Genomic DNA, 24,440 nt, shown 5'->3' on the forward strand with positions numbered 1-24,440 from the left:
GTGAGCCCATCCGGTGACCGGTTGACTACGCGCTGACGGTGGGTCGGTCGCCGCGGTCGACGGTCGTGCCACCGGTGCCTCGGGGGAGGAGAGCGGGATCCACATGGAGCAGCCGAACGACCTGTTGCGGAAGGCCCGGATGCGTCGGCCGTCCACTTCGGGCTCGGGCCGGGCGTCGTCCCGGCAGGAACTGGCCGAGGCGGTCAACGCCCGGGTGTTCGCCACGACCGGACGGGTCGCCTGTCTGGACGGCAACTACGTCGGCAAGCTCGAACGCGGCCGACACCGGTGGCCGGGCGCCGACTACCGGGCGGCGTTCCGGGCTGTGCTCGGCGCGGTCAGCGACGCCGAACTCGGTTTCTACATCCGCCGGCAGCCGCCGGTCGGGAAGCCGGCGGTCGCCCCGGTGCCGGCCGTGGGTCCGGTGCCGGTCGACGGTCCGGCGGCGGTCGACGGTCCAGGGGCGGTCGGGCCGGACGGGGATCGGGCCGCGCTGCGGCTCGTCGTCGTACCCGGTACGGCGATCACGGTCGCGGTCGGGTCGGTCCGGCTGCACATCGAGGCGACGTCGGGGCGTACGGCCATGGCCGGCGCCGGTGGCGCGGCGGCCAGGCGGGCCGCGGTCGTCGCCGCCGCGGCCGGGGTCTACACGCTGGAGCGGCGCGCGGGCTGAGCCGCGCGCGGCGTGGCTAGGAGATGTAGTGCAGGATCACGTTGTGGACGTGGTGGCTCTTCTGGTCGCCGCGGAACTCGATCTCGTAGGTGTGGGTGCCGACGTGGATCGCGATCGCTCCGGTGGAGAAGAAGTTGCCGGTCCATGACCGGTTGCTCACCACGCTGACGCTGGTGATCTTCGAATAGGGGATGCTGGTGATCGCGATCTTCTTCCCGACGAAGGACTTGTCCTGGAGGATCACCCGTCGGTTGGTCAGGCCGATGAATCCGGTGCCGACGCCGATCGCGTCGTAGACCGCGATGATCTGCTCGTTCTGGAGCAGGCCGGACTCGATCTGCTGGAGCTGTTCCCGCCGGTCATAGGTCACGTTCGCCATGTGTCCGAGGGTAGATAGACAGCGCCACCGTGGTGGCGGGGTCGTCCGGGGGCGGCGAGCCGGCCGTCGGCGCCGGCCCGGTGGGTACGGCGGGGGTGGCGCCCGGTGCCAGCTGGACCGGCGTGGCCGTCGGGCCGGGTGTCTGCGTCGGGATCCGTACGGTCTCGATCGGCGGCTCGATCCGGCTGACCGGCCGGTCGGCGAGCGGTGCGCGCTGGGCCGGGGTGCGCGGGTGCCGCGTCAACTCGTCCCGGAGAACGATCTTCGGGATCTCCATCGTGATGTCGCCGGCGTGGTCGGGCGTACCCGGCCGGGCGGGGCGGCCCTTGCCGGCCCGCTTCGACTGCCATACCTCACGGCGCCACAACGCGATCGGCGCGAGGGACACGCACAGCGCGACCGTCGGCCACAGCAGTGCGGCCGGCGCGGCGTGGCCGAGGGCGAAGGCGACGCCGAGCGCCCCGGTGAAGACCACCGTCCAGCCGAGATGGTTGCGGAACGTACGCAGGCCGTCGCTGCTCGACGACTCGCCCTTGGGTGTGACCACGAACCGGGCCGGCCGCCGCAGGAACGTGCTGACCAGCATGGTCGCGTAGATCGGTGCGGAGATCACCGACATCAGCATGCCCTTGAGTCCGGCGGATCCCTCCGCCTCGTACGGGCTGACGTTGTAACGCCGGTTGCTCAGGTAGAGCCACAGCGAGAACGCGGTCGCGTCGACGTACAGGGCGAACCAGATGGTGGGGGCGACGATGATGCCGCTGACCCCGAGGGCCAGGAACAGCACGGCGTTGACCGCCCCGAGCAACCAGCCGACGGCCATCGACGGGTAGAACGTGGTGATCAGTCCGTAGTGCAGCAGCCGGCCCGGGGAGAGCCGGAACACCCGCTTCCAGAACTCGCTGTGGAGGATCTCGAAGGTGCCCCGCGACCAGCGGCGCTGCTGGCTGAAGTAGTCGGACCAGCTCGACGGTCCCTCGCCGGCCGCGAGTACGTCCGGGGTGTAGACGGACTTCCACCGCCGCCGGGTCTGCGGATTGCGGGTGGTGTGCAGCTTCAGGCCGGTGGCCATGTCCTCGGTGATCGAGTCGCTGAGGCCGCCGATGCTGCGCAGCGCGGAGATCCGGATGGCGTTGTTGGTGCCGACGAGCATCGCCGCGTTGTAGCGGTTGGCCGCCCGCTGGATGACGCTGTGGAACGGGAACTGCTGGGATTCGGCGGCCCGGGTGACGAAGGTCTCGCTGTTCTTGTAGCACTGCGGACCGACGACGTACGCGACGTCGGGGTCGCGGAAGTAGCCGAGGATGCGTTCGGCGAAGTTGGCCAGCGGCACGTGGTCGGGGTCGACGGAGAGGAAGACGTCGTACTCGTCGCCGTGCCGGTCGACCCAGGCGTTGTAGTTGCCGTGCTTGGTCTTGGCCCGGAAGGCGCCCTTGCGCTGGTTGTAGTGCTCGATCCCGTTGCGGGAGAAGTGCCGTACCCCGAGTTGCCTGCACAGCGCGATGACGGCCGGGTCGTTGCCCTCGTCCAGCAGCCACACGTCGAAGACCCCACGGTGCCGGATGCGTAGCGCGGCCCGCAGGGTGTCGCTCACCACCGACAGCGGCTCCTTGCTCGGCACGATGGTGGTCAGGAAGGCGACCCGCATCGTGGCGTCGGGGGCGACCGGTACCGGGTCGCGGGCGGCCAGCGAGGCCAGCGACAACGAGACCACGTTGATCAGTCGCAGCAGTTCGACCAGGCCGATCGAGCAGATCACGAAGACGTTGGCGGCCGCCTCCCACCGGCCCGGATTGGGTTCGGCGAAGTGGCCCGGCCGGAGCAGCCAGAAGACGAAGAGTCCCTCGAAGGTGAGGTTGAGGACGGCGATGAACACGGCCTTGCTGAGCCGCCCGAGGCCGTCGGTCTTGCGCATGTCGCGGTAGCGGACCCGGTAGGGCCGGTCGGTCGGTGCTTCCCGGACCGGTCCGGCCAGTCGGCTGAAGGCTTCGAGTCGTTCCCAGGAGCCCGCCTCGGCGGGCGGGTTGGACGGTTGGCCCACGGTGTCCTCAGGGGTCGGTGCGAGCTGGTGCGGGGGCGAGCATATGTGTCCAGGGGGTGTTATCGACAGCCGTGATGTCCGGTTGGGGCGGTAATCACGGTGTCCGGGGCGGAATCGGCGGGTGGGGAGGGTATCCGGGGCGCTGCACTACGCTTTCCAGACGACGAGGAACGGATGGCATCGATGATCGTCAGAAGGTTCGGGGTCCGTGGTCGACTGCTCGCGGTCGCCGGTACGGCCCTCGTGGCGCTGGTGGCCGGCTGTTCCCAGTCGACCGACGGGGCCGACGGACCGCCCCGGCCGACGTCCCTGGCCGACGGGCCGGCACCCGGGCTGGCCGTGCCGCCGGGCGACAACCCGCTGGCCGGGATGGCCTTCTTCGTCGACCCGGACACGCCTGCCGCGGGGCAGAAGTCGCGCTGGGCGGCGGGGGGCCGGACCGACGACGCGGCGCAGATCGACAAGATCGCCAGCCGTCCGATCGCGTACTGGCTGACCGCCGCCGACCCGGCCGAGATCACCGCCGAGGTCGACGCGGTCGTCCGCCGGGCCGGTGCCGCCGGGCAGATGCCCGTACTGGTGGCCTATCACGTGCCGCAGCGCGACTGCGGCAGCTACTCGGCGGGCGGTGCGGCCAGCGCCGACGAGTACCGGACCTGGATCCGGGCGGTCGCGGCGGGCATCGGCTCGCAGGCCGCGACGGTGGTGGTCGAGCCGGACGCGGTTGCGCACGCCCTCGACGGCTGCAAGGCGTCGGCCACCGAGCGGTTCGCGCTGCTCGACGACGCGGTCACGGTGCTCAAGCAGGGCCCGGCGACCAGGGTCTACCTGGACGCCGGCAACCCGACCTGGATCCGGGACACCGGTGCGCTGGCCGACGCGTTGCGCAGGGCCGGCGTGGAGCGGGCCGACGGGTTCGCGCTGAACGTCTCCAACTTCGTCTCCACACCCGACAACGTCGAGTACGGCGGCCGCCTCGCGCAGGCGTTGGGCGGTGCCCGGTTCGTCATCGACACCAGCCGCAACGGCGCCGGGCCGTGGCCCGACGGCACCGAGGTCGACGGTGGTCCGAGCTGGTGCAACCCACCCGGGCGGGCGCTCGGCGCGGAGCCGACCAGCGACACCGGGCTGTCCGGGGTCGACGCGTTGCTGTGGATCAAACGGCCGGGCGACTCCGACGGCGCCTGCCGGCCCGGTGAGCCGGTGGCCGGCGAATGGTGGCCGGACTACGCCCTGGGCCTGGCCAGCCGGTCGTGACCCCCGGTCGTACCGGCCGGGGGTCGGCCGGTACGACCCGTCAGTCGACAACCTGCACCCAGCGGGCGGCCGACGGCACACCCATCCGGTTGGTCAGGAAGAGCATGTAGAACCCCGGCGGTACGACCGCGGCCTCGGCCGGGATCGTCACCGTCACCTGGTCGCCCCGCTCGGTGAAGTCCAGTGCGATCGACCGCTGCTCGACGTTCGTGCTGTGGGTGACGGCGCTGGGGCGGACCAGCCGGGCCTTCCCGATGCCGGCGTAGTTGTCCTGGACGGTGAAGGTGGCCACGTCGCCGTACCCGACGCTGGCCGGACCGGCGCTGATCACCGGCCGTACGCCCCGGAAGAGGTAGGGCGGGCTGTAGATCTCCAGCCGCTGCTCGAACTCGCCCGGGATCAGGTTGTCCTTGTCGCGGAAGAGCGGGTCGGAGCCGGCCGTCAGCACCCGGCCGTCGGGCAGCAGGATCGCCGAACCGTGGTAGTTGCGGCCGATGTTCGGGTCGGCGGCGTACTCCAGGGTGTTGGTGTCCGGGTGGTAGATCCGGGCGTTGTGGTTGTCGCTGTTGCCCTTGCCCCGGTAGTCCCGCGAGCCGTTGGTGATCAGGGTGGTGTCGTCGGGCAACTGCACCAGGTTGGGATAGCGGGTGCCCTCCGGCAGGCTCGGGCCGGGGACGAAGCGCGGGTTGGCGTCATTGAGCTTGATCAGGTCGATCCGGGAGGTGGACCGGGCCGACTCACCGATGCCGCCGCCGCCGACCACCATGATCGTCTGATCCTGCACCGGACCCACCCACGCCGACCCGCTCGTCTCCATCAGGTCGGCGTCGCGTAGGCCGGGCACCGGCTGGAACCTGTTGTCCTCGATGTTCCAGAAACCGGGCTGCCGCCCGTCGTCCTCCGGCCCGTAGCCGGTGCTCGAGCCGGTGTAGAACAGCCGGCCGGGCGTGCTGGTCTGGAAGAGCGCCGGGTACGTCGGGAAGTACCGGTCCAGGTCCGGCTGTACGGTCCACTTCTTCGTCTTCGGGTCGTAGATCTCGTTCACCGAGCCGTCGAGGACCTGGCCCGCACCGTCGAGTCCGGCGACCGAGAGCACCTGCCCGTCGGGCAGCCCGGTCAGCGTCGGATACCAGCGCTTCTCGGCCATGTCGCCGACCCGCTCGTACTCCTCGGTGCGCGGATTGAACTCGTACGTCTCCTTGGTTCCCTGGTAGTCCTGCTTGTCCAGGGTCATCTTGTCGGCGAGGCCGTAGAGGTTCTGCCGGTCCACGCCGGTCAGCCCGGTGATCGCGTACTGGGTGGGGGTGGCGCTGATCGAGCCGCTGCCCTCCTCGACGGCGTCGACCCAGAGGCTGGTCTCGCTCGCCGTGACGGTCACCGTGCCGCGGCGGGATTCGGTCTTGGTGGCGGGCTCGACGGCGAACTCGGCGGCGGCCACGTAGCGCCGGCCGTCCGGCGCCACGAACTCGGTCCCCTTGGGGAAGGTGCGGGGTTCGTCGTCGGGCGACTCGTTCTTGACGATCATCGTTCCGCCGGCGCGGGTGACGTCCGGGGCGAGCACCTCGTAGCGCAGCGTGCCGCCGGCGACGAGCAGGTTGCCGTCCGGCAGGAACGCGTGCCCGGCGCAGAAGAGATCGGTCGGGGTGCGTACGTCCTTGGTGTAACCGCTGACCGGGTCGTAGACCAGGGTGCGGAACGACCCCGCCTCGAACTCGGCCCGGTTGTTGCCGGAGCCGGCGATCAGCAGCAGTTTGCCGGTGTCGAGCAGCGCGGCGTGGATGGCGTTGATCCGTACGTCGGACGGCAGTTCGATGACCTGCCAGTGGCCGTGCCGGGCCTTGTAGTCATCGCTGTTGATCTCACGTTCGTGTGCGTACGTGGAGACGAAGTTGTAGATCGGCGGGGCGTTGGCGGTGATCAGTACGGCCACGGCGAGCGCCTGTAGCGCGGTGCGCCGCTGAAAGAATCCACGGCGGCGCTTTTCGTTGGTCATCCGGCCTCCATCCGACTGAAGCACGGTAGAGGCCGGTCGGTCCCGGTTCAATGCCGGTCATGCGTTCGGTGGAGAGGACGGCGCACACCATACGCGGCTGATCAGCCCGAATCTGCCGAATCGGTGGGAAAAGTCGAGATGAAAATCACCGCATGGCCGGGTTTGTGGTCACGGATTGGCGGTGACCGTCCGGTATGCGTCCTCGATGCGCGCGGCGAGCGCGATCTCGCCCTCCGTGATCGGGCCTTCGTTGCGGCAGCCCACCCTGATCTGGGTGTGCCCGTCGAGGCGTCGGATCTCGGGCTGCAGGTGCAGGGCGTCCGAGACGACCTTGATGCGCTCGGTGAGGGCAGCGTGCTGGCTGTCGTCGATCGTCAGGGTGCGTTTGATCTGGCAGCCCTCACGGGTCCAGCCGCTCAGTTGGGTGAGGGCGTCGCTGAGATAATCGCGGCGGGTCCGGCCGCTCCACAGGGCACGCATCGCCACACCTCCCAGGCGTCGTTGCCGGCTTGTGGCCAAATCGTCGCCTTCTCGTGTCATGGTCGGTGCTCCCAGTCTTACCGCTGGGCGGCTGGGTGTCCACGCCCACATTTCCGTCTTCTGCTGTCCTACAGGACGGCTGCATTACCCGATTTACCGATTGATCTGGCACCCTGATTGCCCGTGGGGACCCAGGAATCCAGCCGCCGGGTCGTCGGAGCGGCGATCGTCGAGGCCGGCCGGGTGCTTGCCTGCGCCCGCGCGAATCCGCCCGAGATAGCCGGAAAATGGGAGTTTCCCGGCGGCAAGGTCGAGGCGGGGGAAACCGACGTCGAGGCGCTGACCCGCGAATGCGGGGAGGAGTTGGGTGTCCGGATCGGGGTCGGCGGCCGGGTCGGCCACGACGTGCCGCTCGGGCGCGGTGGCGCGATCCTGCGGGTCTATCTCGCCCAGTTGCTCGACGGGGCGCGGCCGAGGCCGCTGGAACACGCCGAACTGCGTTGGCTCGCCCCCGACGAACTCGACACCGTGACGTGGTTGCCCGCAGACGTGCCCATCGTCGCCGCCCTCCGTCCGATCCTGGCCAGCTACCGACGCTGACCTGGTCCACCCTGCTCCGTTCGGCCCGCCATCTCCCGGTGACACGCCGGATGTATGCGATAAAACCGGCATATGGCAACGGGGGCCGCGGGGCGTCAGCCCCGCGACCCCCGCGACCGGCACCGCTAGTCGCCCTGCCGGGGATGGTGGTAGTTGAGGGACTCGCTCGGCAGCGGGAACTGCACGTCGTCACCGAACGGCGACGACGCGGCGGCGTTCTCCGACGTCAACTCGGTCAGCGGCAGCCGCCCGTTCTGGTCCACCGACGCGGTCTGCGGCCGGGGCACCTGACGGTGCCAGTTGACCCCACGCTCCGCCTCGGCCTTCGGGCTGTGGTCGCCACGGGCCGGCAGTTCCGACGCCGGCAGGCCGGTGGCGCCGACCTGGTCGAGCTCACGGTGGCTCTGACCGCGCCGGAAGATCTTGCTGCCCAGCCACACCAGCGGGTCGTAGCGCCGGTCGACGACCCGCTCCTTCATCGGAATGATCGCGTTGTCGGTGATCTTGATGTGTTCCGGGCACACCTCGGTGCAGCACTTGGTGATGTTGCAGTAGCCCAGGCCCTGCGACTGCTGCGCGTACTCCTTGCGGTCGGTCCGGTCGTCGAGCGGGTGCATGTCCAGCTCGGCCGCCCGGATGAAGTAGCGCGGCCCGGCGAACGCCTGCTTGTTCTCCTCGTGGTCACGCACCACGTGACAGGTGTTCTGGCACAGGAAGCACTCGATGCACTTACGGAACTCCTGCGAGCGCTCGACGTCGACCTGCGTCATCCGGTATTCACCGGGTGCCAGGTCGGTCGGCGGGGCGAACGCCGGGGTCTCCCGGGCCTTCTCGTAGTTGAACGAGACGTCGGTGACCAGGTCGCGGATCACCGGGAACGTCCGCAGCGGGGTCACCGTGACCGTCTCGGACTCCTCGAAGGTGGACATCCGGGTCATGCAGCTCAACCGGGGCATGCCGTTGATCTCCATCGAGCACGACCCGCACTTGCCCGCCTTGCAGTTCCACCGGCAGGCCAGGTCGGGCGCCTCGGTGGCCTGCAGCCGGTGGATGATGTCGAGGACGACCTCGCCCTCGTTGACCTCCACCTGGTAGTCCTGGAGGTCCCCGCCGTCCTCGTCACCGCGCCAGACCTTGAAGTGCCGCTTGCCCATCACGCCTCACCCTTCAGCGCGGCCTCGGCCGAGTCCGCGATCTGTCCGCTCGCCTTGCCGCCGTCGAACGCCACGAGCTCCTCGTCGGTCAGGTACTTGGCCAGCTCGGCGCGATCGAAGAGCTGGACCAGATCGGTACGCATCGTCGGCAGCGGCTGGTGCTCCAGCCGTACCTTGTCGCCGTCGAGCGAGCACACCAGGTTGACGGTGCGCCACCTGGCATCCATGCCGGGGAAGTCCTCGCGGGTGTGGCCGCCGCGCGACTCCTCCCGCTCCAGCGCCGCCAGCGCCGTGCATTCCGAGACGACCAGCATGTTGCGCAGGTCGAGGGCGAGGTGCCAGCCCGGGTTGTAGCGCCGGCCACCGGTCGCCCGGACGTCGTGCAGCCGCCGGCGCAGCTCGGCGAGCTTGACGAGCGCCTCCTCCAGTTCGCCCTTGCGGCGGATGATGCCGACCAGGTCGCCCATCACCGCCTGGAGGTCCTGCTGGAGGTGGTACGGGTTCTCACCCTCGGTACGGGCCAGCGGGGCGAGGGCGTACTCGACCGCGTCGGCGGCGGCCGACTCGTGGACCTTCGGGCGTCGGGCCAGACCGTCGACGTACGCGGCCGCGAACTCGCCCGCCCGCTTGCCGAAGACCAGCAGGTCGGACAGGGAGTTGCCGCCGAGCCGGTTGGAGCCGTGCATGCCGCCGGACACCTCGCCGGCCGCGAACAGCCCCTGTACGGTGCCGGCCGCCGCGGCCGTGTCCGGCTCGACCTCCACGCCGCCCATCACGTAGTGACAGGTGGGTCCGACGTCCATCGGCTGCTTGGTGATGTCCACATCGGCCAGTTCCTTGAACTGGTGGTACATGGACGGCAGGCGGCGGCGGATCTCCTCGGCCGGCAGCCGGCTGGCGATGTCGAGATAGACGCCGCCGGCCGGCGTACCGCGACCGGCCTTGACCTCGCTGTTGATGGCGCGGGCGACCTCGTCGCGGGGCAGCAGCTCCGGCGGACGCCGGTTGTTGTCCGGGTCGGTGTACCAGCGGTCCGCCTCCTCCTCGGTCTCCGCGTACTGCTTGCGGAAGACGTCGGGGACGTAGTCGAACATGAACCGCTTGCCCTCGGAGTTCTTGAGGATCCCGCCGTCACCGCGGACCGACTCGGTGACCAGGATGCCCTTCACCGACGGCGGCCAGACCATTCCGGTCGGGTGGAACTGGAGGAACTCCATGTTGATCAGGGTCGCGCCGGCCCGCAGCGCCAGGGCGTGCCCGTCGCCGGTGTACTCCCAGGAGTTGGAGGTGACCTTGTAGGACTTGCCCACCCCGCCGGTGGCCAGCACGATCGCCGGCGCCTCGAAGAGGACGAACTCGCCGGACTCCCGGTAGTAGCCGAACGCGCCGGCGACCCGGTCGCCGTCGAGCAGCAGCTCGGTGATCGTGGTCTCGGCGAACACCCGGATCCGGGCGTCGTAGTTGCCGAACTCCTTCTTGTCCTCCTGCTGCAGCGAGACGATCTTCTGCTGGAGAGTCCGGATCAGCTCCAGGCCGGTGCGGTCACCGACGTGCGCGAGCCGCGGGTATTCGTGGCCGCCGAAGTTGCGCTGCGAGATCCGGCCGTCCTTGGTCCGGTCGAAGAGCGCGCCGTACGTCTCCAGCTCCCAGATCCGTTCCGGCGCCTCCTTGGCGTGCAGTTCGGCCATCCGGAAGTTGTTGAGGAACTTGCCGCCCCGCATGGTGTCGCGGAAGTGCACCATCCAGTTGTCGTTGCTGTTGACGTTGCCCATCGCGGCGGCGGCGCCGCCCTCGGCCATGACCGTGTGGGCCTTGCCGAACAGCGACTTGGAGATGATCGCCGTACGCTTGCCGGCCTGCCGGGCCTCGATCGCCGCGCGCAGCCCGGCGCCGCCGGCACCGATGACGACGACGTCAAAGTGGTGTCGTTCGATTCGCGTAGTCATTTTTTGTCAGGGCCCTCAGTTGATGAACCGCAGGTCATTGATCCAGCCGGCGGACAGCGCCATCACGTAGAAGTCGGTCAAGGCCAGCGTGCCGAGCGTGATCCAGGCGAGCTGCATGTGTCGGACGTTGAGCTTGGAGATGAACGTCCAGACCTGGTAGCGCACCGGGTGCTTCGAGAAGTGTTTGAGCCGGCCGCCGGCGATGTGCCGGCAGGAGTGGCAGGACAACGTGTACGCCCACAGCATCACCACGTTGCCGATCAGGATGACGTTGCCCAGGCCGAACCCGAAGCCCTCCGGGCTGCGGAAGGCGAGGACGGCGTCCCAGGTGTTGATCAGCGAGATGATGACGGCGGCGTAGAACGCGTAGCGGTGCAGGTTCTGCCCGACCAGCGGGAACCGGGTCTCGCCCGAGTAGCTCTTGTGCCCGTCCGGGACCGCGCAGGCCGGCGGGGACAACCAGAACGCCCGGTAGTAGGCCTTACGGTAGTAGTAGCAGGTGAGCCGGAACAGCAGCAGGAACGGCAGGGTCATCGCCGCGTCCGGAATGATCCACCAGCCCGGTAGGAAGCGGCCGAAGTGGGCCGCCTCCGGGACGCACCGTTCGGTGACGCAGGGCGAGTAGAACGGGGTCAGGTAATGGAAATCCTCGACCCAGTACCACTTGTGCATGAAAACTCGGATGGTGGCGTAGGCGACCCAGGCGCCGAGGCCGATGACCGTGATAAGTGGGGGAAGCCACCAGCGGTCCGTACGCAACGTCTTCGCCGAGATCGCGGCGCGCCGCCGCGGTCCGCCCGGCCTCGTTGCCGTAGTCGTCATTACTGTCTCCCTGACGGGGCCCGGTCTGTGCGCCGGGCACGGAAATCAAGGCGGGGACCGTGGACACGGGGGGCACATCCACGACCTCGCCACCAGGCGCTGCCTCGCTGCGCCCACCGCATAACGGCGCAGTCCGGTGCACACGTTACGCCGCACGCGGCCGGCCGCACCCATAACAGCAGCCCGCGTGTGTCCCGCAGGTTACGAAAGAATCTGGCGTAATTCTAGTGTGGATGTGCGTATATCCATCAATATCATTCTTTATCACAGGTCGGGGGCGGCCAGTCGCCGGACCGCGCCGGAGCAGGCCGGTGGCCCGGCCGTGAGCCGGTCGACCACCGGCTCACCGTCGCTCGTGCGGGGGGCGATGAAGAACGCGGGCTCGCCGCTCGCCGCCTGGCGGTCGAGCGCGTCGGCGTAGGCCACCCGGGCGTCGATCAGGCGCAGCCAGCCCTGGTCCCAGTCGGACCGGTCGTCGAGGACGTAGCGGTCGTCGTCATCGTGGTCGTCGGGGTCCGCGCCGTCGCGCCGCTGGTGAAGCTCGTCGAGTTCGGCCAGGAACGGCCGGACGGCGGCGTTCTCGTCGCGGATCGCGGTCGCCCGTCGCTGCGGAGTCGGTGCGGCACCGGGCGGGGACAGCCGGTTGAGCCTGGTCTCCAGTTCGAGGCAGGCCGTGCGGACGCGGTCGTGTCCCTGGGTGGCCCGCTCGACCTTCCCGGCCGTCCGGCCGACCACGGCGGCCAATCCGACCGTCCCGGCGCACATCGCCAGGACCAGCACGCCGAACAGGCCGGCGCCGAGGCCGATCCAGAGCCGGCGGCGTCGGCGCGGCCGATCCGCCGGGCCGCCGTCCGGCGTGGCGGGGCGGCTGCCCGGTGCCGGCCGGCCGGTGTCCGCCGGGGTGGTGCCGGCACTTCCGGTCGTCGGAGCGTCGTCTGTCACGACGGACAGTCAAGCATTGATGCGCGATGGTGGCATCCCCCGCGGCGGCGGTCCGTCGGGTGACACGGCCGACCATGCCGTGCCACCCGCAACCGGTTGGCCCCACGAATTCGGTAAGGCTCACCTAAGTTACGACGGTCTCGTGGGTCCGTCAACATCAGCCCGAGGCGCCGCCGGTGAAGTTCCACGACGCCAGCCGTACGGCGGGCGCCGACCAGGTCGACGGGTTCCAACTGTCCGGCAGCAGCGTGGCCCGCCGACCCAGGCCGAGAACGGCTCCCGGGGCCAGCGCCTGCGGATAGGACTGGGTGAAGCGCAGATTGCGGACCGGCCCGACGACCGCGCCGTCCTCGATCAACCAGACCCCGTTGCGGGTCAGACCGGTCATCACCAGGCTCCTCGGGTCGAGCACCCGCGTGTACCAGAAGTCGGTGATCAACAGACCGCGTTCCACCCGGGACACCAGGTCGGCGGTGTCGGCATCGACCGCCGGACCGGACACCTCGGCCGGCGCCGACCCCGGTCCGGGCGCCGGAACCAGCCCCAGGTTGCTCGGCGCCGGCCCCCACGGGTTGTCCGCCGGCGGGGCGTGCCCGGTCGACGTCGTACCGGCCCCGGCCGCCGTGCGCCGGTCGTGCGTCACGGCGGTGGTCCGCCCGGCGTCGACCAGCGTCAGCGCCGTACGCGGGGTGCCCTCGAAGTCGAACGGGAGGCCGAGCCCGCCGGCCGCGTCGTCGACCAGGGTGATCGCCGGGTCGAACTGCGGCTTCCCCGGCTCGGCGAACGACCGGCGCTCGCCCACCATCCTGCCGTTGAAGCCCCACAGCGCCAGGTTGTGCAGCACGTCGGCGACCGCCGTCGGCTCCAGCACCACCTCGTAGCGGTCCGGCGGCAACTCCACCGGATCGACACCCGCCCTGGCCTTGGCCGCCGCCCGTGCCCCGAGCACGGCACCGTCGATGTCGGCGAGCCGGCCGGACGCGAGCCGGGCCACCCCGTCCGCACCGCCGCCCCGGGCGACGCCGTCCATCGCCGTCGCCACGGTCCGACCGGTCACCGCCTGACCCGCGCTGTTGACGAAGGCCGCCGACCAGTTCCGGGTACGGCAGTAGCCCGCCGTCTCCAGCCCGCCGGCGGCGTCGACGAACGCGCGTACCCGGGCGGCCCGGTCGTCGGCGGAAGCGTCGGCGGTCGCCTCGTCCCACCGCCCCGGTGCGGTGATCGGGGCCGGTGGCGTCAGCCCCGGCCAGCCCGGGTCGGGCGGGCAGACCCGGACGGCGGCGATCACCCGGTCGACCAGCCCTCGCAACCCGGCCTCGTCGACCACGGTGGTGGAGCCGGTGACCGTACGACCGTCCAGGTGCAGCCGCAGTCGTACCGTGACCGTGGTGTCGGCGACGTTCTGATGGATGGCCGAGTTGGCGAACCGGGTGAGCGCCTGGGCGACCCGGTCGGTGAAGACCTCCGCCTGCGCGGCCGGCCCGGCGGCCCGCCGGACGAGTTCGACGGTCCGGGCGGCGAGATCCTGCTCGGCCCCGCCCGTGAAGTCGGCGCTCATCCGCGCACCCCGATCCGTACGCCGGTGAACCGGGCCGGCGCCGCCGGATGGCCGGTGTGGCCGACCTGGCCGGGCTGCCCCTTGCCGCAGTCCGGCGTGCCCCAGGGGAACGTCTCCGACGACAGCATGTCCATCGAGCGCCAGAAGAGCGGCCCGATCCCGGTGTAGGTCGGGTTGCGCAGCATCCGGCCGCGCCGGCCCTTCTTGATCTCCCAGCCGATCTCGCAGCCGAACTGGAAGTTGAGCCGCTGGTCGTCGATCGACCAGGACCGGTTCACGTCCATCAGCACCCCGTCGTCGGTGGCGGCGATCATCTCCTCCAGCGTGTGCGGCCCGGGCTCGAGCCCGACGTTGGTCATCCGCACCATCGGCAGCCGGGACCAGCCGTCGGCACGTACGCTGCCGGCGTAGTCGAGGCCGGCGACCGCCGCCGAGTCCCGCCCGGCCAGCACACCGACCCAGCGCCCCTCGCGTACGGCGTCGCGCCGGGCCGCCGGGGTGCCCTCGTCGTCGAAGCCGAAGCTGCCGAGCGCGCCGGCGATCGTCGGGTCGATGGTGACGTTCATCAGCTCCGAGCCGTAGCGGAGGCTGCCGAGCTGGCCGAGGTCGAGCCAGGAGGTGCCGGCGAACGCCGCCTCCCAGCCGAGGATCCGGTCGAGTTCGATGGCGTGTCCCACCGACTCGTGGATCTGCAGCGCCATCTGCTCACCGCCGAGAATGAGCGTGGTCTCGCCGGCCGGGCACTGCGGTGCGGTCAGCAGCTCGCGCGCCTCCTGGGCGATCCGCGCCGCGTGGGCGTCGAAGTCGAGCGCCCCGACCAGCTCCCAGCCCTGCGTTCCGTAGTGGCCGGAACTGCTCGGATAGGAGCGGCGCTGCGTCTCGTCGGCCCCGATCGCGGTCGCCCGGATGCCGCCGCCGCACTCCCGGACCCGCTGGTCGACCCGGTGTCCCTCGCTGGAGACGAACCACTTGGCGGTGTCCCAGATCTGGTAGTCGGCCTCGGCCAGGTCGGCGCCGTTCGCGCGCATCGTCTCGGTCGCCCGGACCAGCAGGTCACCCTTGTCGGTCAGGGCGACCGACAGCGGGTCGATCTCGCACGGCGACGCCCACGAGCCGCTCCGCCCGTCGACCGGGATCAGGCCGCTGTCCCGGCCGGGCACGGTCGCACTCGCGGCGGCGATCTCCGTCGCCCGGGCGCCGGCCGCGCGGGCGGCGGCGTCGGAAAGCTCGGGTACGGCGTAGAAGCCCCAGCTCGAACCGACCAGCGCCCGTACGCCGATGCCGGCGTCCTCGCTCTGCCCGAGCCGTTCGACCTCGCCGTTGCGGGCCGACATCGACTCATGTCGGCGGTGCATGACCCGGGCGTCGGCGTAGCGCGCCCCCGCGTCGAGTGCCGCCTGTACGGCCGCGGTGGCCGCGTCGAAATGCGTCATGCGTCTCCTCGCCGGTCGTCACCGGGGCCCCGGCCTGTGGCGCCGGGTCACAGTGAGGCCACTGTATGCGAGGCGTCGCCGTACGTCAGGTGTGCAGATCCTCGGGCCGGATGTCGGCCACGACCGGCTCGGTCAGCCGCAGCACCTCACCGGGCCGCGCGACCGCGTGCTCCACGTAGGACACCCCGTGCAGCCGGTAGAGGCGCAGGCTCTTCGTGTCCTGCTCGACGATGAGGTACCAGCCGATCTTCGCGGCGGCGTAATAGTGCATCTTGAGCACCAGGTCGATGGCCGCGTTCGTCGGCGACACGACCTCGCCGACCAGGCGGACCGCCGACGCGTTGACCGCCGGCTCGGTGAGGGTGATGACTTCGGTGACGACCACGTCGGGAATCGTCAGGCGGGCGGCCCGCAACCGGACGTTGACCGAGTGGAACGTGAGTAATCCGGCGGTCCGGCCTCCGCCGTCGAGTTCCTCGGCGAGCCGGTGCGCGATGACTTGATGGCGAAGGGTGGGCGCTGGGGGGAGGTGGAGTCCGCCGTCGAAGAGTTCGGCCCGCCGGAACGCGTCGCCGAGGGCCAGGTATTCCTCCTCGGTCCACGGCTCCGCCCGCTGCGTGATCGCTCCGCTCATCGTCGCTCCTTCCGGCGGCCCGGTCGTCCCGATGGTTCCAGTCGACCGCCGGGGTGGGGAGGGCGAAAACGGGGGTGATCCGGTGGGCTCGAGCCTGGTTATTGACCTGCGTTCATGCCTGATGCACAGTCGTTACGCCGGGCGGGGTGGCCCCGCCGACCCTCCGTAGATTATTTTCACGGTCAGAGGCTCATTGCAGGTTCCTTTCGCGGTCGTCGCCGATGCCGCCCGCGTCCGGGAGACGGGGGAGCCGACGAGGGGAGGCGGCGGCATGGGCGAGCGGAGCGGGGCGGCGGCATGAGCGAGCAGCCGGTCGGCCTTGCCAAGGTCGCGGCGGAGCCGGATGTCGGCCCGCCGTCGGATGCTCCGGTGGGAACGGCGGCGGACCGGGTCGCCTTCGTCGGGCGCTCGCCGGGCCAGCTCGCCTGGCGGCGCCTGCGCCGCGACAAGGTCGCCGTGGTCAGCGGCGGGATGCTGGTGTTCTTCATCCTGGTGGCGGTGGCCGCACCGCTGATCGAACGGCTCTACGGCAAGGGGCCGCTCGACCGTTTCCCGGAGCGGTTGGACCGCAACGGTTTCCCGCTCGGTTACGCCGGTGTGGATGCCGACCATTGGCTGGGCATCCAGCCGAACATCGGCCGGGACATCTTCATCCAACTCGTCTACGGGCTGCGCACCTCGCTGATGGTGGCGTTCACCGCGGCGGTGCTGACCATCGCGCTCGGCATCCTGATCGGCATCTTCGCCGGCTACGTCGGCGGCCGGCTCGACGCCGTCGTCACCTGGTTCGTCGACCTGACGATGGCGTTCCCGTTCTACATCTTCTGCTTCGCGTTCATCCCGGTGGCGGTGAACCAGTTCTACGGGGTGCGCGACGCCGAGGCGACCTGGTTCCGGCCCGTACTGCTGATTTTGATCTTCGTGATGTTCAACTGGACCTACACGGCGCGGCTGGTCCGGGGACAGGTGCTGTCGCTGCGGGAGCGCGACTTCGTCGAGGCGGCCCGGGCGTCCGGCGCGGGCCTCGGGCACATTATGTTCCGCCAGTTGCTGCCCAACCTGTGGGCGCCGATCCTGGTGACGTTCTCGCTGAACGTTCCGGCCCTAATCACCGCGGAGGCGGCGCTGTCGTTCCTCGGCATCGGGATCCTCGAGCCGACGCCCGACCTCGGCCGGCTGATCAGTGAGAGCGTCCATTTCGTCCGCGAGGTGCCGACCTTCACCCTGGTCGGCGGCACCACCCTCTTCCTGCTGGTGCTCTCCTTCAACCTCTTCGGCGACGCGTTGCGCGACGCGCTCGACCCGAAGTCGGACCGTTAGGGGGCGCCGACGTGCTGCGGTTCGTCATCAAGAAACTGCTGCTCGCGGTCAGCACCCTGATCGCGGTGAGTGTGCTGACGTTCGGACTGTTCTTCGCCGTACCGAACAACCCGGCCGAGCTGATGTGCGGCAACCAGAAGGTGTGCAGCCCGGACCGGCTCGCCATGATCGAGTCCCGGATGGGGCTGAACGCGCCGGTGCCGCAGCAGTACGGCGAGTTCATGAAGGGCATCTTCGCCGGCCGTACGTTCGGCGAGGGCGAGGCGGCCCGCGAGTGCCCGGCGCCCTGTCTCGGCTTCTCGTTCCGCAACGACGAACCGGTCTCGGAGATCGTCGGCCGCACCCTGCCGGTGACCCTGAGCATCGTCTCCGGCGCGGCCGTGGTGTGGCTGCTCATCGGCATCACCGTCGGCATGGTCTCCGCGCTGCGCCGGGGGACCGTGTTCGACCGGGGCGCGGTCGGTGTGTCGCTGGTCGGTGCCTCGATGCCGATCCTGCTCTTCGGTCCGCTGCTGCTGATCGTGTTCGTCTACGAGTCCGGGCTGCTCGGCTATCCGCGCTACGTGCCGCTGACCGAGAACCCGGTGGCCTGGGCGAGCGCGATGATCCTGCCCTGGATCGCGCTCGGCTTCCTCAACTCCGCGTCGTACGCCCGGCTGTCCCGGGCCCAGATGCTGGAGACGCTGTCGGAGGACTTCGTCCGTACGGCCCGGGCGAAGGGGCTGCCCAAGGGGCGGGTGCACGTACGGCACGCGCTGCGGGCGGCGATCACGCCGATCGTGACGATCGCCGGCCTCGACCTCGGCGCCTATCTGGGCGGCACGGTGATCACCGAAACGATCTTCGGGTTCACCGGTCTGGGCAAGGCGTCGCTGAACGCGGCGATCAACCTCGACATGCCGGTCGTGATGGCCACCGTGCTGCTGGCCGCGGTCTTCATCGTCGTCGCCAACGTCGTCGTCGACGCCCTCTACGCGGTGATCGATCCGAGGGTGCGACTGGCGTAGCCGGTCGTACCGGCAACCTTTCCGACTATCGATCGGACTCGTTGTCCACGCGTTATCCGAAAGAAATATCCGTTCATAATGATCTAGGCGGAGGATTTCTTCGTCTTCCAGTATCGGGAGGGACGACTGATGCGACCAAGACGTGCGGTTGCCGCGACGGGCGTGGCCCTGGTCCTGGCGTCGGCGTTGGCGGCGTGCTCGGAGAACACCGGTGAGTCCGGCACCGAGGACGAGAAGGTCCAACAGAAGACCAGCGCCATCGCCACCGATCCGAAGGAGTCGCAGGGGCCGGCGCCCGAGGTGCCCGGCGCCAAGCGTGGCGGCACCATCCGGGTGATCCAGCAGAGCGACTTCGAGCACCTCGACCCGCAGCGGACCTACACCGTCAACGCGATGGCGGCGCAGCACATGATCGTGCGGACGCTGACCCAGTTCCGCGAGGACGGCGAGGGCAAGCTCACCCTCATCGGCGACCTGGCCGAGACGCCCGGCACCGACGTCAACAACGACTGCAAGGTCTGGGAGTACAAGCTCAAGAAGGGCGTCAAGTACGAGGACGGCACCGAGGTCAAGGCCGCCGACGTCGCGTACGGCATCGCCCGCTCCTTCGAGGAGACCATCGACGGCGGCGCCACGTACATCCAGGAGTGGCTGGCGGACAACGCCGCCTACAACGAGACGTACAAGGGGCCGTACACCTCCGGCAGCATGGACGTTCCGGGCCTCGAGGTCCGCGACGACCACACCCTGGTCTTCACCTTCGCCAAACCGCACTGCGATCTGCCGTTCGCGGTGTCCCTCCCGACCACCGCGCCGGTGCCGCCGGCCAAGGACACCAAGACCGAGTACGACCGCCGGATCTTCTCGTCCGGGCCGTACAAGATCAAGGAGTACATCAAGGACACCCGCCTGGTGCTGGAGCGCAACGAGCACTGGGACGCCGCCACCGACCCGCTGCGGCACGACTACCCGGACAGCTACGTCTGGGAGATCGGCCCGGACAACACCGCGCAGACCGAGCGGATCATCGCCGACGCCGGTGACGACGCCTACTCGATCAGCAGCAACGGCGCCCCGCAGGCACTGGTCAACCAGGTGCTGAACAATGCGGAGCTCAAGGATCGGACGATCTCCACCTCGCAGCCGTTCGTCTACTACCTGAGCATCAACAACGAGCGGATCACCGACATCAACGTCCGCAAGGCCATCGCGTACGCCATCGACAAGCAGGGCATCGTGCTGACGCAGGGCGGCGACGCCGGCGGCAAGGTGACGCACACCCTGCTGGCCGACACCACGATCGGCTGGACGGACTACCCGAACCCGTACGACGGCGGTCCGAACGGCAACCCGGACAAGGCCAGGGAACTGCTCGGCGGCAAGCAGCCGGAGCTGGTGATGATGGCCCGGTCCAGCGCCTTCGGTCAGAGCACCCACCCGGTGGTCAAGGAGAGCCTGGAGAAGGCCGGCTTCAAGGTCACCGTCAAGACCGTCGAGACGCCGCAGCACAACCCGACCGCCCGGACCCGGGGCAACGAGTACGACATCTACATCTCCAACTGGGCCGCCGACTGGCCGAGTGCCGCGTCGACGATCCCGGTGCTCTGGGACGGCCGTGGGCTCGGCCCGCAGGGCAACTCGAACGTGTCGTACTTCAACTCCGACGAGGTCAACACCAAGATCGACGAGGCGGCGGCGCTGCCGGCCGGTGAGGCCGGCCCGCGCTGGGCCGAGATCGACCGCTTGATCATGGAGAAGTACGTGCCGGTCGTGCCGCTCTTCCAGAGCAAGTTCACCGGCGTCTACGGCTCGAAGGTCGGCGGGGTGTTCATCTCCGACAACATCGGGACCCACATCCTCTACAACGCGTACGCCAAGTAGCGCCGGACCGGGGCGCCGCCCGCACGGGCGGCGCCCGGCCACCGTAGTGGCGACCGCGAGATGCCACGGCCCCCGGCGGAACGTCACAGCGACCGGCGGACGAAGTCCAGTTCGAGCCGCAGCGACCGCTCGGCCGTACCGTCGCCGGGCGCGTCGTCGGCGCCCGGCAGCGGCAGCACCGAGTGCGGCCGCCCGGTCGACAGCAGCGCCGCCGACAGCCGCAGCGTGTGCGCCGGCACCACCCGCCGGTCGGCGAGCCTGTGGACCAGCAGCAGGGGGCGGGCGTCGTCGGGCACCACGACCGGTTCCGCGGCCAGTTCCACCAGACAGTGGTGTGCGTAGACCTCGGCCGCGTCGACCGGCAGCCCGAGGTAGCGCTCGCTGTAGGCGGTGTCGTGGAGCGCCCAGTCGGTCAGCGGCGTTCCGGCGATCCCGCACCGGAAGAGGTCCGGCCGGCGCAGCACCGCCAGCCCGGCGAGCCAGCCGCCGAACGAGAAGCCGCGGATCGCCACCCGGGCGAGGTCGAGGTCGGGGTGCTTGTCGGCCAGCGCGGTCAGCCCCTCGACCTGGTCGGTCAGCATCACGTCCGCCAGCCGTCGGTGCACCGCCTTCTCGAACGACGGCGCCACGCCCGGCGTACCCCGGTTGTCGACGGTGACCACCGCGAACCCGGCATCGGCCCACCACTGTCGTTCCAGCCAGGCGGACCGGTCGGCCCGCACCTCCTGCCGGCCCGGACCGCCGTGGATGTCGACCAGCACCGGCAGACGCCGCCCGGCGACGTGGTTGCGCGGATAGAGCACCGCCGCCGGTAACCGCCGGTCGGTGACCCGTTCGAGGACCGGCCGCGGCGCGTACGGCGCGGGTGCGGCGAGCGAGCCGATCGTGGTCACCTCGACGTCGTCGCGCCACACCGTCCAGCGGGTGCCCATCCGGTCCAGCGACCGCGCGCCGACCGCCATCGTGCCGCCGCCGACCGCCCCGACGTGCCAGCCCGGTTCCTGGGTCAGCCGGCGGATCTCGATCCCGCCGGCGCCGACCGTCGTACGCACCCGGAACAGGTGCTGCTGGCTCGGTTCGCCGTCGCTGGCCTCCACCAGCAGGTCCGGTGCACCGCCGCCGGACAGCCGGCCGACGACCCGCCGTACGTAGAGCGAGGGCGGGGTGAGCAGGGTGCCGTCGGCGAAGAGGCAGCGGGCGTCGTAGCCGTCGTGGGCGAGTTCGCCGCCGACCAGCACCCGGCCGTCCGGCAGGTGCACCGGCGTATCGGCGACCGGCTCGACCCAGCGGGGGTCGGCGAGTTCGGCGTGCACCTGCGTCTCGCCGGTGCGCGGGTCGACCGCGAGCACCAGCCCGTGCTGCTGCAACCGGCGCAGCACGGTGATCAGCGGTCCGCCCTCGACCCAGTGCACCGACACCAGGTAGGGATAGGTCTCCCGGTCCCAGTGCACGTCGACCCACCCGCCGTCGAGGTCGAGCAGGTGCAGGCTGACCTGGGCGTTCGGCCCGCCCGCCTGCGGATACGCGTGGGTGTCCGGCGGCTGGTCGGGGTGGGCCGGATCGTGGTGGTGCCGGCGCACCAGACGCGAGTCGTCGACGCGCGCGGCGAGGATCGACCCGCCGTCCGGCGCCCACCAGTAGCCCCGGTGCCGGCCGAAGTCCTCCGCCGCGACGTACTCGGCCACCCCCCAGCTCGTCCCGTTGTCCTCACCGGCGAGCAGTGCGTCGCCGCCGTCCGGCCCGACGACCCGCAGCGTGCCCCCGGTGACGTACGCGATGCGGGTGCCGGTCGGGTCGGGGCGGGGATCGGCCACCGGTCCCCGCGCCGGGATCTCGACCACCCCGCCGTCGACCAGGTCGGCGCGGAAGAGCCGCCCGGCGAGCGCGAACGCCGCGACCCGCGCGGCCGGGTCGGTCGCGTAGCCCGCGATGCCCTCGGTGGTCGCCGCGTCGTCGAGCAACACGCCCGACGCCGCGACCAGGTGTTCGGTCGCCGTCGCCACGTCGAGCTGCCAGAGGGCGTCCGCCGGGTCCTGCGACCCGGTGGAGCGCAGGAAGAGCACCCGACTGCCGTCACCGGCGACGGTCACCGCCCGCGGCGCGCCGCTGGTGAACCGCCGGGTACGCGCCGCCAGCTCGGGAAAGTCCACACCCGGATCGTAGGCCGGTGCGTTTCCCCGTGGGGCCGGTCGCGGCAGTCGACGCGCGGCATCCGCCGTACGGGCGCTGCGGTCGGCCGGACCCGGGTGGCGCGTAGAGTGACCCGGGTGGCACGACGACTGATGCTGGTCCACGCCCATCCCGACGACGAGGCGATCGGGACCGGCGCGACGATGGCCCTCTATGCGGCGAGCGGTGCCCAGGTGACCCTGGTGACCTGCACGCTCGGTGAGGAAGGCGAGATCCACGTGCCGGCCCTCGCGCGGCTCGCCGCCGCCGAGGCCGACCAGCTCGGCGGCTACCGGATCGCCGAACTCGACGTGGCGTGCCGGGCCCTGGGGGTCGCCGACCACCGGTTCCTCGGCGACGCCGGACGCTACCGCGACTCCGGCATGATGGGACTGCCCACCAACGACGACCCGCGCGCGTTCTGGCAGGCCGATCTCGACGAGGCCGCCGGACACCTGGTCGAGATCATGCGGGAGACCCGCCCCCAGGTGCTGGTCACCTACGACCCCAACGGTTTCTACGGCCACCCCGACCACATCCAGGCGCACCGGGTGGCGATGCGGGCGGCCGAGATCGCGACGGCCGGGGGCTTCGGGCCCGCCAAGGTCTACTGGACGGCGATGCCGCGCAGTGTGCTCGAGGCGGGGCTGGCCGCGTTCGGCGCGTCGACCGACAATCCGTTCGCCGGTATCGACGACGTCGACGGCTTCCCGTTCGGCACGCCGGACGAGCAGATCGCGGCCCGGGTCGACGGGACCGACTGGCACGCCGCGAAGGAGGCGGCGATGCGGGCCCACGCGACCCAGATCCCGGACACCTCCTGGCTCTATTCGATCGCCGGCAACTTCGGCAGCGAGTTCATGGGCGTCGAGTACTACACGCTGGCGGTCGGCGAGAAGGGGCCGGGCAGCGGGCCGTACCGGTGGGAGAGCGACCTGTTCGCCGGACTGCCGGCCGATCCCGACGAGGTCCCGCCGGTGGCCGACGGTGCCGACACGCCGCCCGGCCGACCGGCGACCGAGGCCGGCGTGCCGCTGCGCGCCGGGGCGCGGTGACCGGCCCCGGCCCGGTACCGCTGATGACCCCCGAGGCGCCGTCCGGGGCGCAGCCGCCCGAACCGGAAAAGCCCTCGGCGTCCGGCGCGGCCGTCGACCTCGCCCTGCGGGTGGTGGGCGGCATCCTCGCCGTGGTGGCGGCGCTGCTCACCGCCGTACTCGAGCTGCTCTTCGCGACCGTGCGGGTCGGCGGTCACCTGATCGGGGTGTCCGCGCTCATCGCGCTGGTCGCCAACGTGGCCCTGAGCTGGTTCGCGTACCGGGCGGTCGGCAAGCGGTGGGCGGTCGCCCTACCGGCGTTCACCTGGTTCGCGATCATGGTCGTGGCGGCCGGTCGTACGGACGAGGGCGACCTGCTGCTGACCGGCGACAACTGGGTGGGCCTGGCGACGATCGTCGCCGGCTCGATGGCGTTTGCCATCATGGGATTCCGGCTGATCCTGGCGCCGGCACGCTGATCCCCGCGCGCCGGCGCGCCACCCGCGCCACGCACCGCCGGCCATGAAAGGTGTCCAAGCGGTTACCCGCGCAACCTGGCGGATCATCCACGGGAACGGTAAGAGTTCTAGCGGAAAGTTCGCCTGGGTGTCGGGAGGGTGTGCAATGAAGGACCGTTGGGTGCCGATCGGGCTGCTCGCAGGGGCGCTCTTCCTGGTGAACGTCGTCGCCCGGCTGGTCACCCGCTTCGGCTTCGATGCCAATCCCGAGGTCGAGGACCGCGTCTCGCTCGGCATGTTCGCCGTCATCGCGGTGATCCTGGCGGTGCTGGCGTTCGTCTGGGGCCGGCAGCACCCGCTGTCGCGATGGGGTGCCGACCTGGCCGGCGCGGTGCTGATCGCCCTCGCGCTGACGGTCTTCGTCGGTCCGTTCGTCAGCGGCTCGTACCCGTTCGCCAACGGGGCCGGCTCGTTCTTCTCGCAGATCTGGCTCTACGCCGCGTTCACCTTCGGCGGCACCGTGGTCGGCTACCTCGTCCTGATCGCGCTCGGCCGCGACCACCGTTCCCGCTCGTTGCAGCAGTACAGCGAGGCCAAGCTGGCCAAGCCCCGGCGGGTCGTCCGACGCTGATCCGAGCCGGCCGGCCGGACCGGGCACC

At 70.6% G+C, this 24,440-nt stretch carries 21 protein-coding genes; 9 read left to right on the forward strand and 12 right to left on the reverse strand.

What is annotated here, in order from left to right:
• Positions 1–103 precede the first annotated feature (103 nt).
• Positions 104–673 carry a hypothetical protein gene (locus Prubr_RS38235; protein ID WP_212826559.1) on the forward strand — a complete coding sequence of 190 codons (570 nt, stop codon included), beginning with the start codon at positions 104–106 and terminating at the stop codon, positions 671–673.
• Between the two features lie 16 nt (positions 674–689).
• Here Prubr_RS38235 and Prubr_RS16895 read toward each other — a convergent pair whose 3' ends face one another.
• Together Prubr_RS16895 and Prubr_RS16900 are read right to left on the reverse strand one after the other, a co-directional pair.
• Complete coding sequence (locus tag Prubr_RS16895) at positions 690–1,052, reverse strand: PH domain-containing protein (RefSeq protein ID WP_212826561.1); 363 nt, start codon at positions 1,050–1,052, stop codon at positions 690–692.
• Positions 1,033–3,093: a glycosyltransferase family 2 protein gene (locus Prubr_RS16900; protein ID WP_246568758.1), complete on the reverse strand. Its 2,061-nt coding sequence runs from the start codon at positions 3,091–3,093 to the stop codon at positions 1,033–1,035. Before Prubr_RS16900 ends, Prubr_RS16895 begins: the two co-directional genes overlap by 20 nt.
• Positions 3,094–3,276: 183 nt before the next feature.
• Here Prubr_RS16900 and Prubr_RS16905 point away from each other — a divergent pair, with 183 nt between their 5' ends.
• The gene (locus tag Prubr_RS16905; RefSeq protein ID WP_246568760.1) at positions 3,277–4,350 is read left to right on the forward strand and encodes a glycoside hydrolase family 6 protein; all 1,074 of its coding nucleotides are present in this window, start codon (positions 3,277–3,279) and stop codon (positions 4,348–4,350) included.
• 40 nt (positions 4,351–4,390) lie between these two features.
• On the opposite strand, the gene glxA is transcribed toward Prubr_RS16905, so the two are convergent.
• Complete coding sequence (gene glxA, locus Prubr_RS16910) at positions 4,391–6,343, reverse strand: radical copper oxidase GlxA (RefSeq protein WP_212826563.1); 1,953 nt, start codon at positions 6,341–6,343, stop codon at positions 4,391–4,393.
• A gap of 168 nt (positions 6,344–6,511) precedes the next feature.
• Positions 6,512–6,823 (reverse strand): 4a-hydroxytetrahydrobiopterin dehydratase, encoded by a 312-nt coding sequence (locus tag Prubr_RS16915; RefSeq protein ID WP_212826565.1) that lies wholly within the window; start codon positions 6,821–6,823, stop codon positions 6,512–6,514.
• A 183-nt stretch (positions 6,824–7,006) separates the two neighbouring features.
• Between Prubr_RS16915 and Prubr_RS16920 the strand changes: the two genes are divergently transcribed.
• Complete coding sequence (locus Prubr_RS16920) at positions 7,007–7,423, forward strand: (deoxy)nucleoside triphosphate pyrophosphohydrolase (RefSeq protein ID WP_246568761.1); 417 nt, start codon at positions 7,007–7,009, stop codon at positions 7,421–7,423.
• Positions 7,424–7,548: 125 nt separating this feature from the next.
• Here the strand turns inward: Prubr_RS16920 and Prubr_RS16925 are convergent, their stop codons facing one another.
• From Prubr_RS16925 to Prubr_RS16955, 7 genes are all read right to left on the reverse strand, one after another.
• Positions 7,549–8,577 (reverse strand): succinate dehydrogenase/fumarate reductase iron-sulfur subunit, encoded by a 1,029-nt coding sequence (locus tag Prubr_RS16925; protein WP_212826569.1) that lies wholly within the window; start codon positions 8,575–8,577, stop codon positions 7,549–7,551.
• Complete coding sequence (locus Prubr_RS16930) at positions 8,577–10,523, reverse strand: fumarate reductase/succinate dehydrogenase flavoprotein subunit (protein WP_212826572.1); 1,947 nt, start codon at positions 10,521–10,523, stop codon at positions 8,577–8,579. Before Prubr_RS16930 ends, Prubr_RS16925 begins: the two co-directional genes overlap by 1 nt.
• A gap of 15 nt (positions 10,524–10,538) precedes the next feature.
• The gene (locus Prubr_RS16935; protein WP_212826574.1) at positions 10,539–11,345 is read right to left on the reverse strand and encodes a hypothetical protein; all 807 of its coding nucleotides are present in this window, start codon (positions 11,343–11,345) and stop codon (positions 10,539–10,541) included.
• 264 nt (positions 11,346–11,609) lie between these two features.
• Entirely contained in the window at positions 11,610–12,287 is a 678-nt protein-coding gene (locus tag Prubr_RS16940; protein ID WP_212826576.1) for a hypothetical protein, read from the reverse strand.
• A gap of 157 nt (positions 12,288–12,444) precedes the next feature.
• Entirely contained in the window at positions 12,445–13,845 is a 1,401-nt protein-coding gene (locus Prubr_RS16945; protein ID WP_212826578.1) for a TldD/PmbA family protein, read from the reverse strand.
• The gene (locus Prubr_RS16950) at positions 13,842–15,278 is read right to left on the reverse strand and encodes a TldD/PmbA family protein (protein ID WP_212826580.1); all 1,437 of its coding nucleotides are present in this window, start codon (positions 15,276–15,278) and stop codon (positions 13,842–13,844) included. The genes Prubr_RS16945 and Prubr_RS16950 overlap by 4 nt, the downstream gene beginning before the upstream one ends.
• 85 nt (positions 15,279–15,363) lie before the next feature.
• Positions 15,364–15,912 (reverse strand): Uma2 family endonuclease, encoded by a 549-nt coding sequence (locus Prubr_RS16955; protein ID WP_212826582.1) that lies wholly within the window; start codon positions 15,910–15,912, stop codon positions 15,364–15,366.
• A 297-nt stretch (positions 15,913–16,209) separates the two neighbouring features.
• On the opposite strand from Prubr_RS16955, the gene Prubr_RS16960 reads away from it, so the two are divergent.
• From Prubr_RS16960 to Prubr_RS16970, 3 genes are all read left to right on the forward strand, one after another.
• The gene (locus tag Prubr_RS16960; RefSeq protein WP_212826584.1) at positions 16,210–17,232 is read left to right on the forward strand and encodes an ABC transporter permease; all 1,023 of its coding nucleotides are present in this window, start codon (positions 16,210–16,212) and stop codon (positions 17,230–17,232) included.
• 11 nt (positions 17,233–17,243) lie between these two features.
• On the forward strand, positions 17,244–18,239 hold the full coding sequence (locus Prubr_RS16965) for an ABC transporter permease (RefSeq protein WP_212826586.1): 996 nt from the start codon (positions 17,244–17,246) through the stop codon (positions 18,237–18,239).
• A 129-nt stretch (positions 18,240–18,368) separates the two neighbouring features.
• A complete protein-coding gene (locus Prubr_RS16970) occupies positions 18,369–20,120 on the forward strand; it encodes an ABC transporter substrate-binding protein (protein WP_212826588.1) in 1,752 nt (583 codons plus the stop codon).
• Between the two features lie 83 nt (positions 20,121–20,203).
• Here Prubr_RS16970 and Prubr_RS16975 read toward each other — a convergent pair whose 3' ends face one another.
• Positions 20,204–22,270 (reverse strand): S9 family peptidase, encoded by a 2,067-nt coding sequence (locus tag Prubr_RS16975; protein ID WP_212826590.1) that lies wholly within the window; start codon positions 22,268–22,270, stop codon positions 20,204–20,206.
• A 132-nt stretch (positions 22,271–22,402) separates the two neighbouring features.
• Between Prubr_RS16975 and mshB the strand changes: the two genes are divergently transcribed.
• The 3 genes from mshB to Prubr_RS16990 all read left to right on the forward strand — a co-directional run bounded on the left by mshB (position 22,403) and on the right by Prubr_RS16990 (position 24,412).
• Positions 22,403–23,344 (forward strand): N-acetyl-1-D-myo-inositol-2-amino-2-deoxy-alpha-D-glucopyranoside deacetylase, encoded by a 942-nt coding sequence (gene mshB / locus Prubr_RS16980; protein WP_212828141.1) that lies wholly within the window; start codon positions 22,403–22,405, stop codon positions 23,342–23,344.
• Positions 23,345–23,367: 23 nt separating this feature from the next.
• Positions 23,368–23,802, forward strand: a complete 435-nt coding sequence (locus Prubr_RS16985; RefSeq protein ID WP_212826592.1) for a hypothetical protein — start codon at positions 23,368–23,370, stop codon at positions 23,800–23,802.
• A gap of 145 nt (positions 23,803–23,947) precedes the next feature.
• Entirely contained in the window at positions 23,948–24,412 is a 465-nt protein-coding gene (locus Prubr_RS16990; RefSeq protein ID WP_212826594.1) for a hypothetical protein, read from the forward strand.
• The last annotated feature ends 28 nt before the right edge of the window (positions 24,413–24,440 follow it).

Origin of the sequence: Polymorphospora rubra, from assembly GCF_018324255.1 — a bacterium.
In the GTDB taxonomy this organism is placed as follows: Bacteria; Actinomycetota; Actinomycetes; order Mycobacteriales; family Micromonosporaceae; genus Polymorphospora; species Polymorphospora rubra.

Excerpts from the sequence above, each read along its gene's own strand:
- Prubr_RS38235 (WP_212826559.1), top strand. The coding sequence starts at position 104 with ATGGAGCAGCCGAACGACCTGTTGCGGAAGGCCCGGATGCGTCGGCCG.
- Prubr_RS16925 (WP_212826569.1), bottom strand. The coding sequence starts at position 8,577 with ATGGGCAAGCGGCACTTCAAGGTCTGGCGCGGTGACGAGGACGGCGGG.
- Prubr_RS16930 (WP_212826572.1), bottom strand. The coding sequence starts at position 10,523 with ATGACTACGCGAATCGAACGACACCACTTTGACGTCGTCGTCATCGGT.
- Prubr_RS16935 (WP_212826574.1), bottom strand. The coding sequence starts at position 11,345 with ATGACGACTACGGCAACGAGGCCGGGCGGACCGCGGCGGCGCGCCGCG.
- Prubr_RS16955 (WP_212826582.1), bottom strand. The coding sequence starts at position 15,912 with ATGAGCGGAGCGATCACGCAGCGGGCGGAGCCGTGGACCGAGGAGGAA.
- mshB (WP_212828141.1), top strand. The coding sequence starts at position 22,403 with ATGCTGGTCCACGCCCATCCCGACGACGAGGCGATCGGGACCGGCGCG.
- Prubr_RS16960 (WP_212826584.1), top strand. The coding sequence starts at position 16,210 with ATGAGCGAGCAGCCGGTCGGCCTTGCCAAGGTCGCGGCGGAGCCGGAT.
- Prubr_RS16950 (WP_212826580.1), bottom strand. The coding sequence starts at position 15,278 with ATGACGCATTTCGACGCGGCCACCGCGGCCGTACAGGCGGCACTCGAC.
- glxA (WP_212826563.1), bottom strand. The coding sequence starts at position 6,343 with ATGACCAACGAAAAGCGCCGCCGTGGATTCTTTCAGCGGCGCACCGCG.
- Prubr_RS16895 (WP_212826561.1), bottom strand. The coding sequence starts at position 1,052 with ATGGCGAACGTGACCTATGACCGGCGGGAACAGCTCCAGCAGATCGAG.
- Prubr_RS16905 (WP_246568760.1), top strand. The coding sequence starts at position 3,277 with ATGATCGTCAGAAGGTTCGGGGTCCGTGGTCGACTGCTCGCGGTCGCC.
- Prubr_RS16970 (WP_212826588.1), top strand. The coding sequence starts at position 18,369 with ATGCGACCAAGACGTGCGGTTGCCGCGACGGGCGTGGCCCTGGTCCTG.
- Prubr_RS16915 (WP_212826565.1), bottom strand. The coding sequence starts at position 6,823 with ATGCGTGCCCTGTGGAGCGGCCGGACCCGCCGCGATTATCTCAGCGAC.
- Prubr_RS16945 (WP_212826578.1), bottom strand. The coding sequence starts at position 13,845 with ATGAGCGCCGACTTCACGGGCGGGGCCGAGCAGGATCTCGCCGCCCGG.
- Prubr_RS16985 (WP_212826592.1), top strand. The coding sequence starts at position 23,368 with ATGACCCCCGAGGCGCCGTCCGGGGCGCAGCCGCCCGAACCGGAAAAG.
- Prubr_RS16990 (WP_212826594.1), top strand. The coding sequence starts at position 23,948 with ATGAAGGACCGTTGGGTGCCGATCGGGCTGCTCGCAGGGGCGCTCTTC.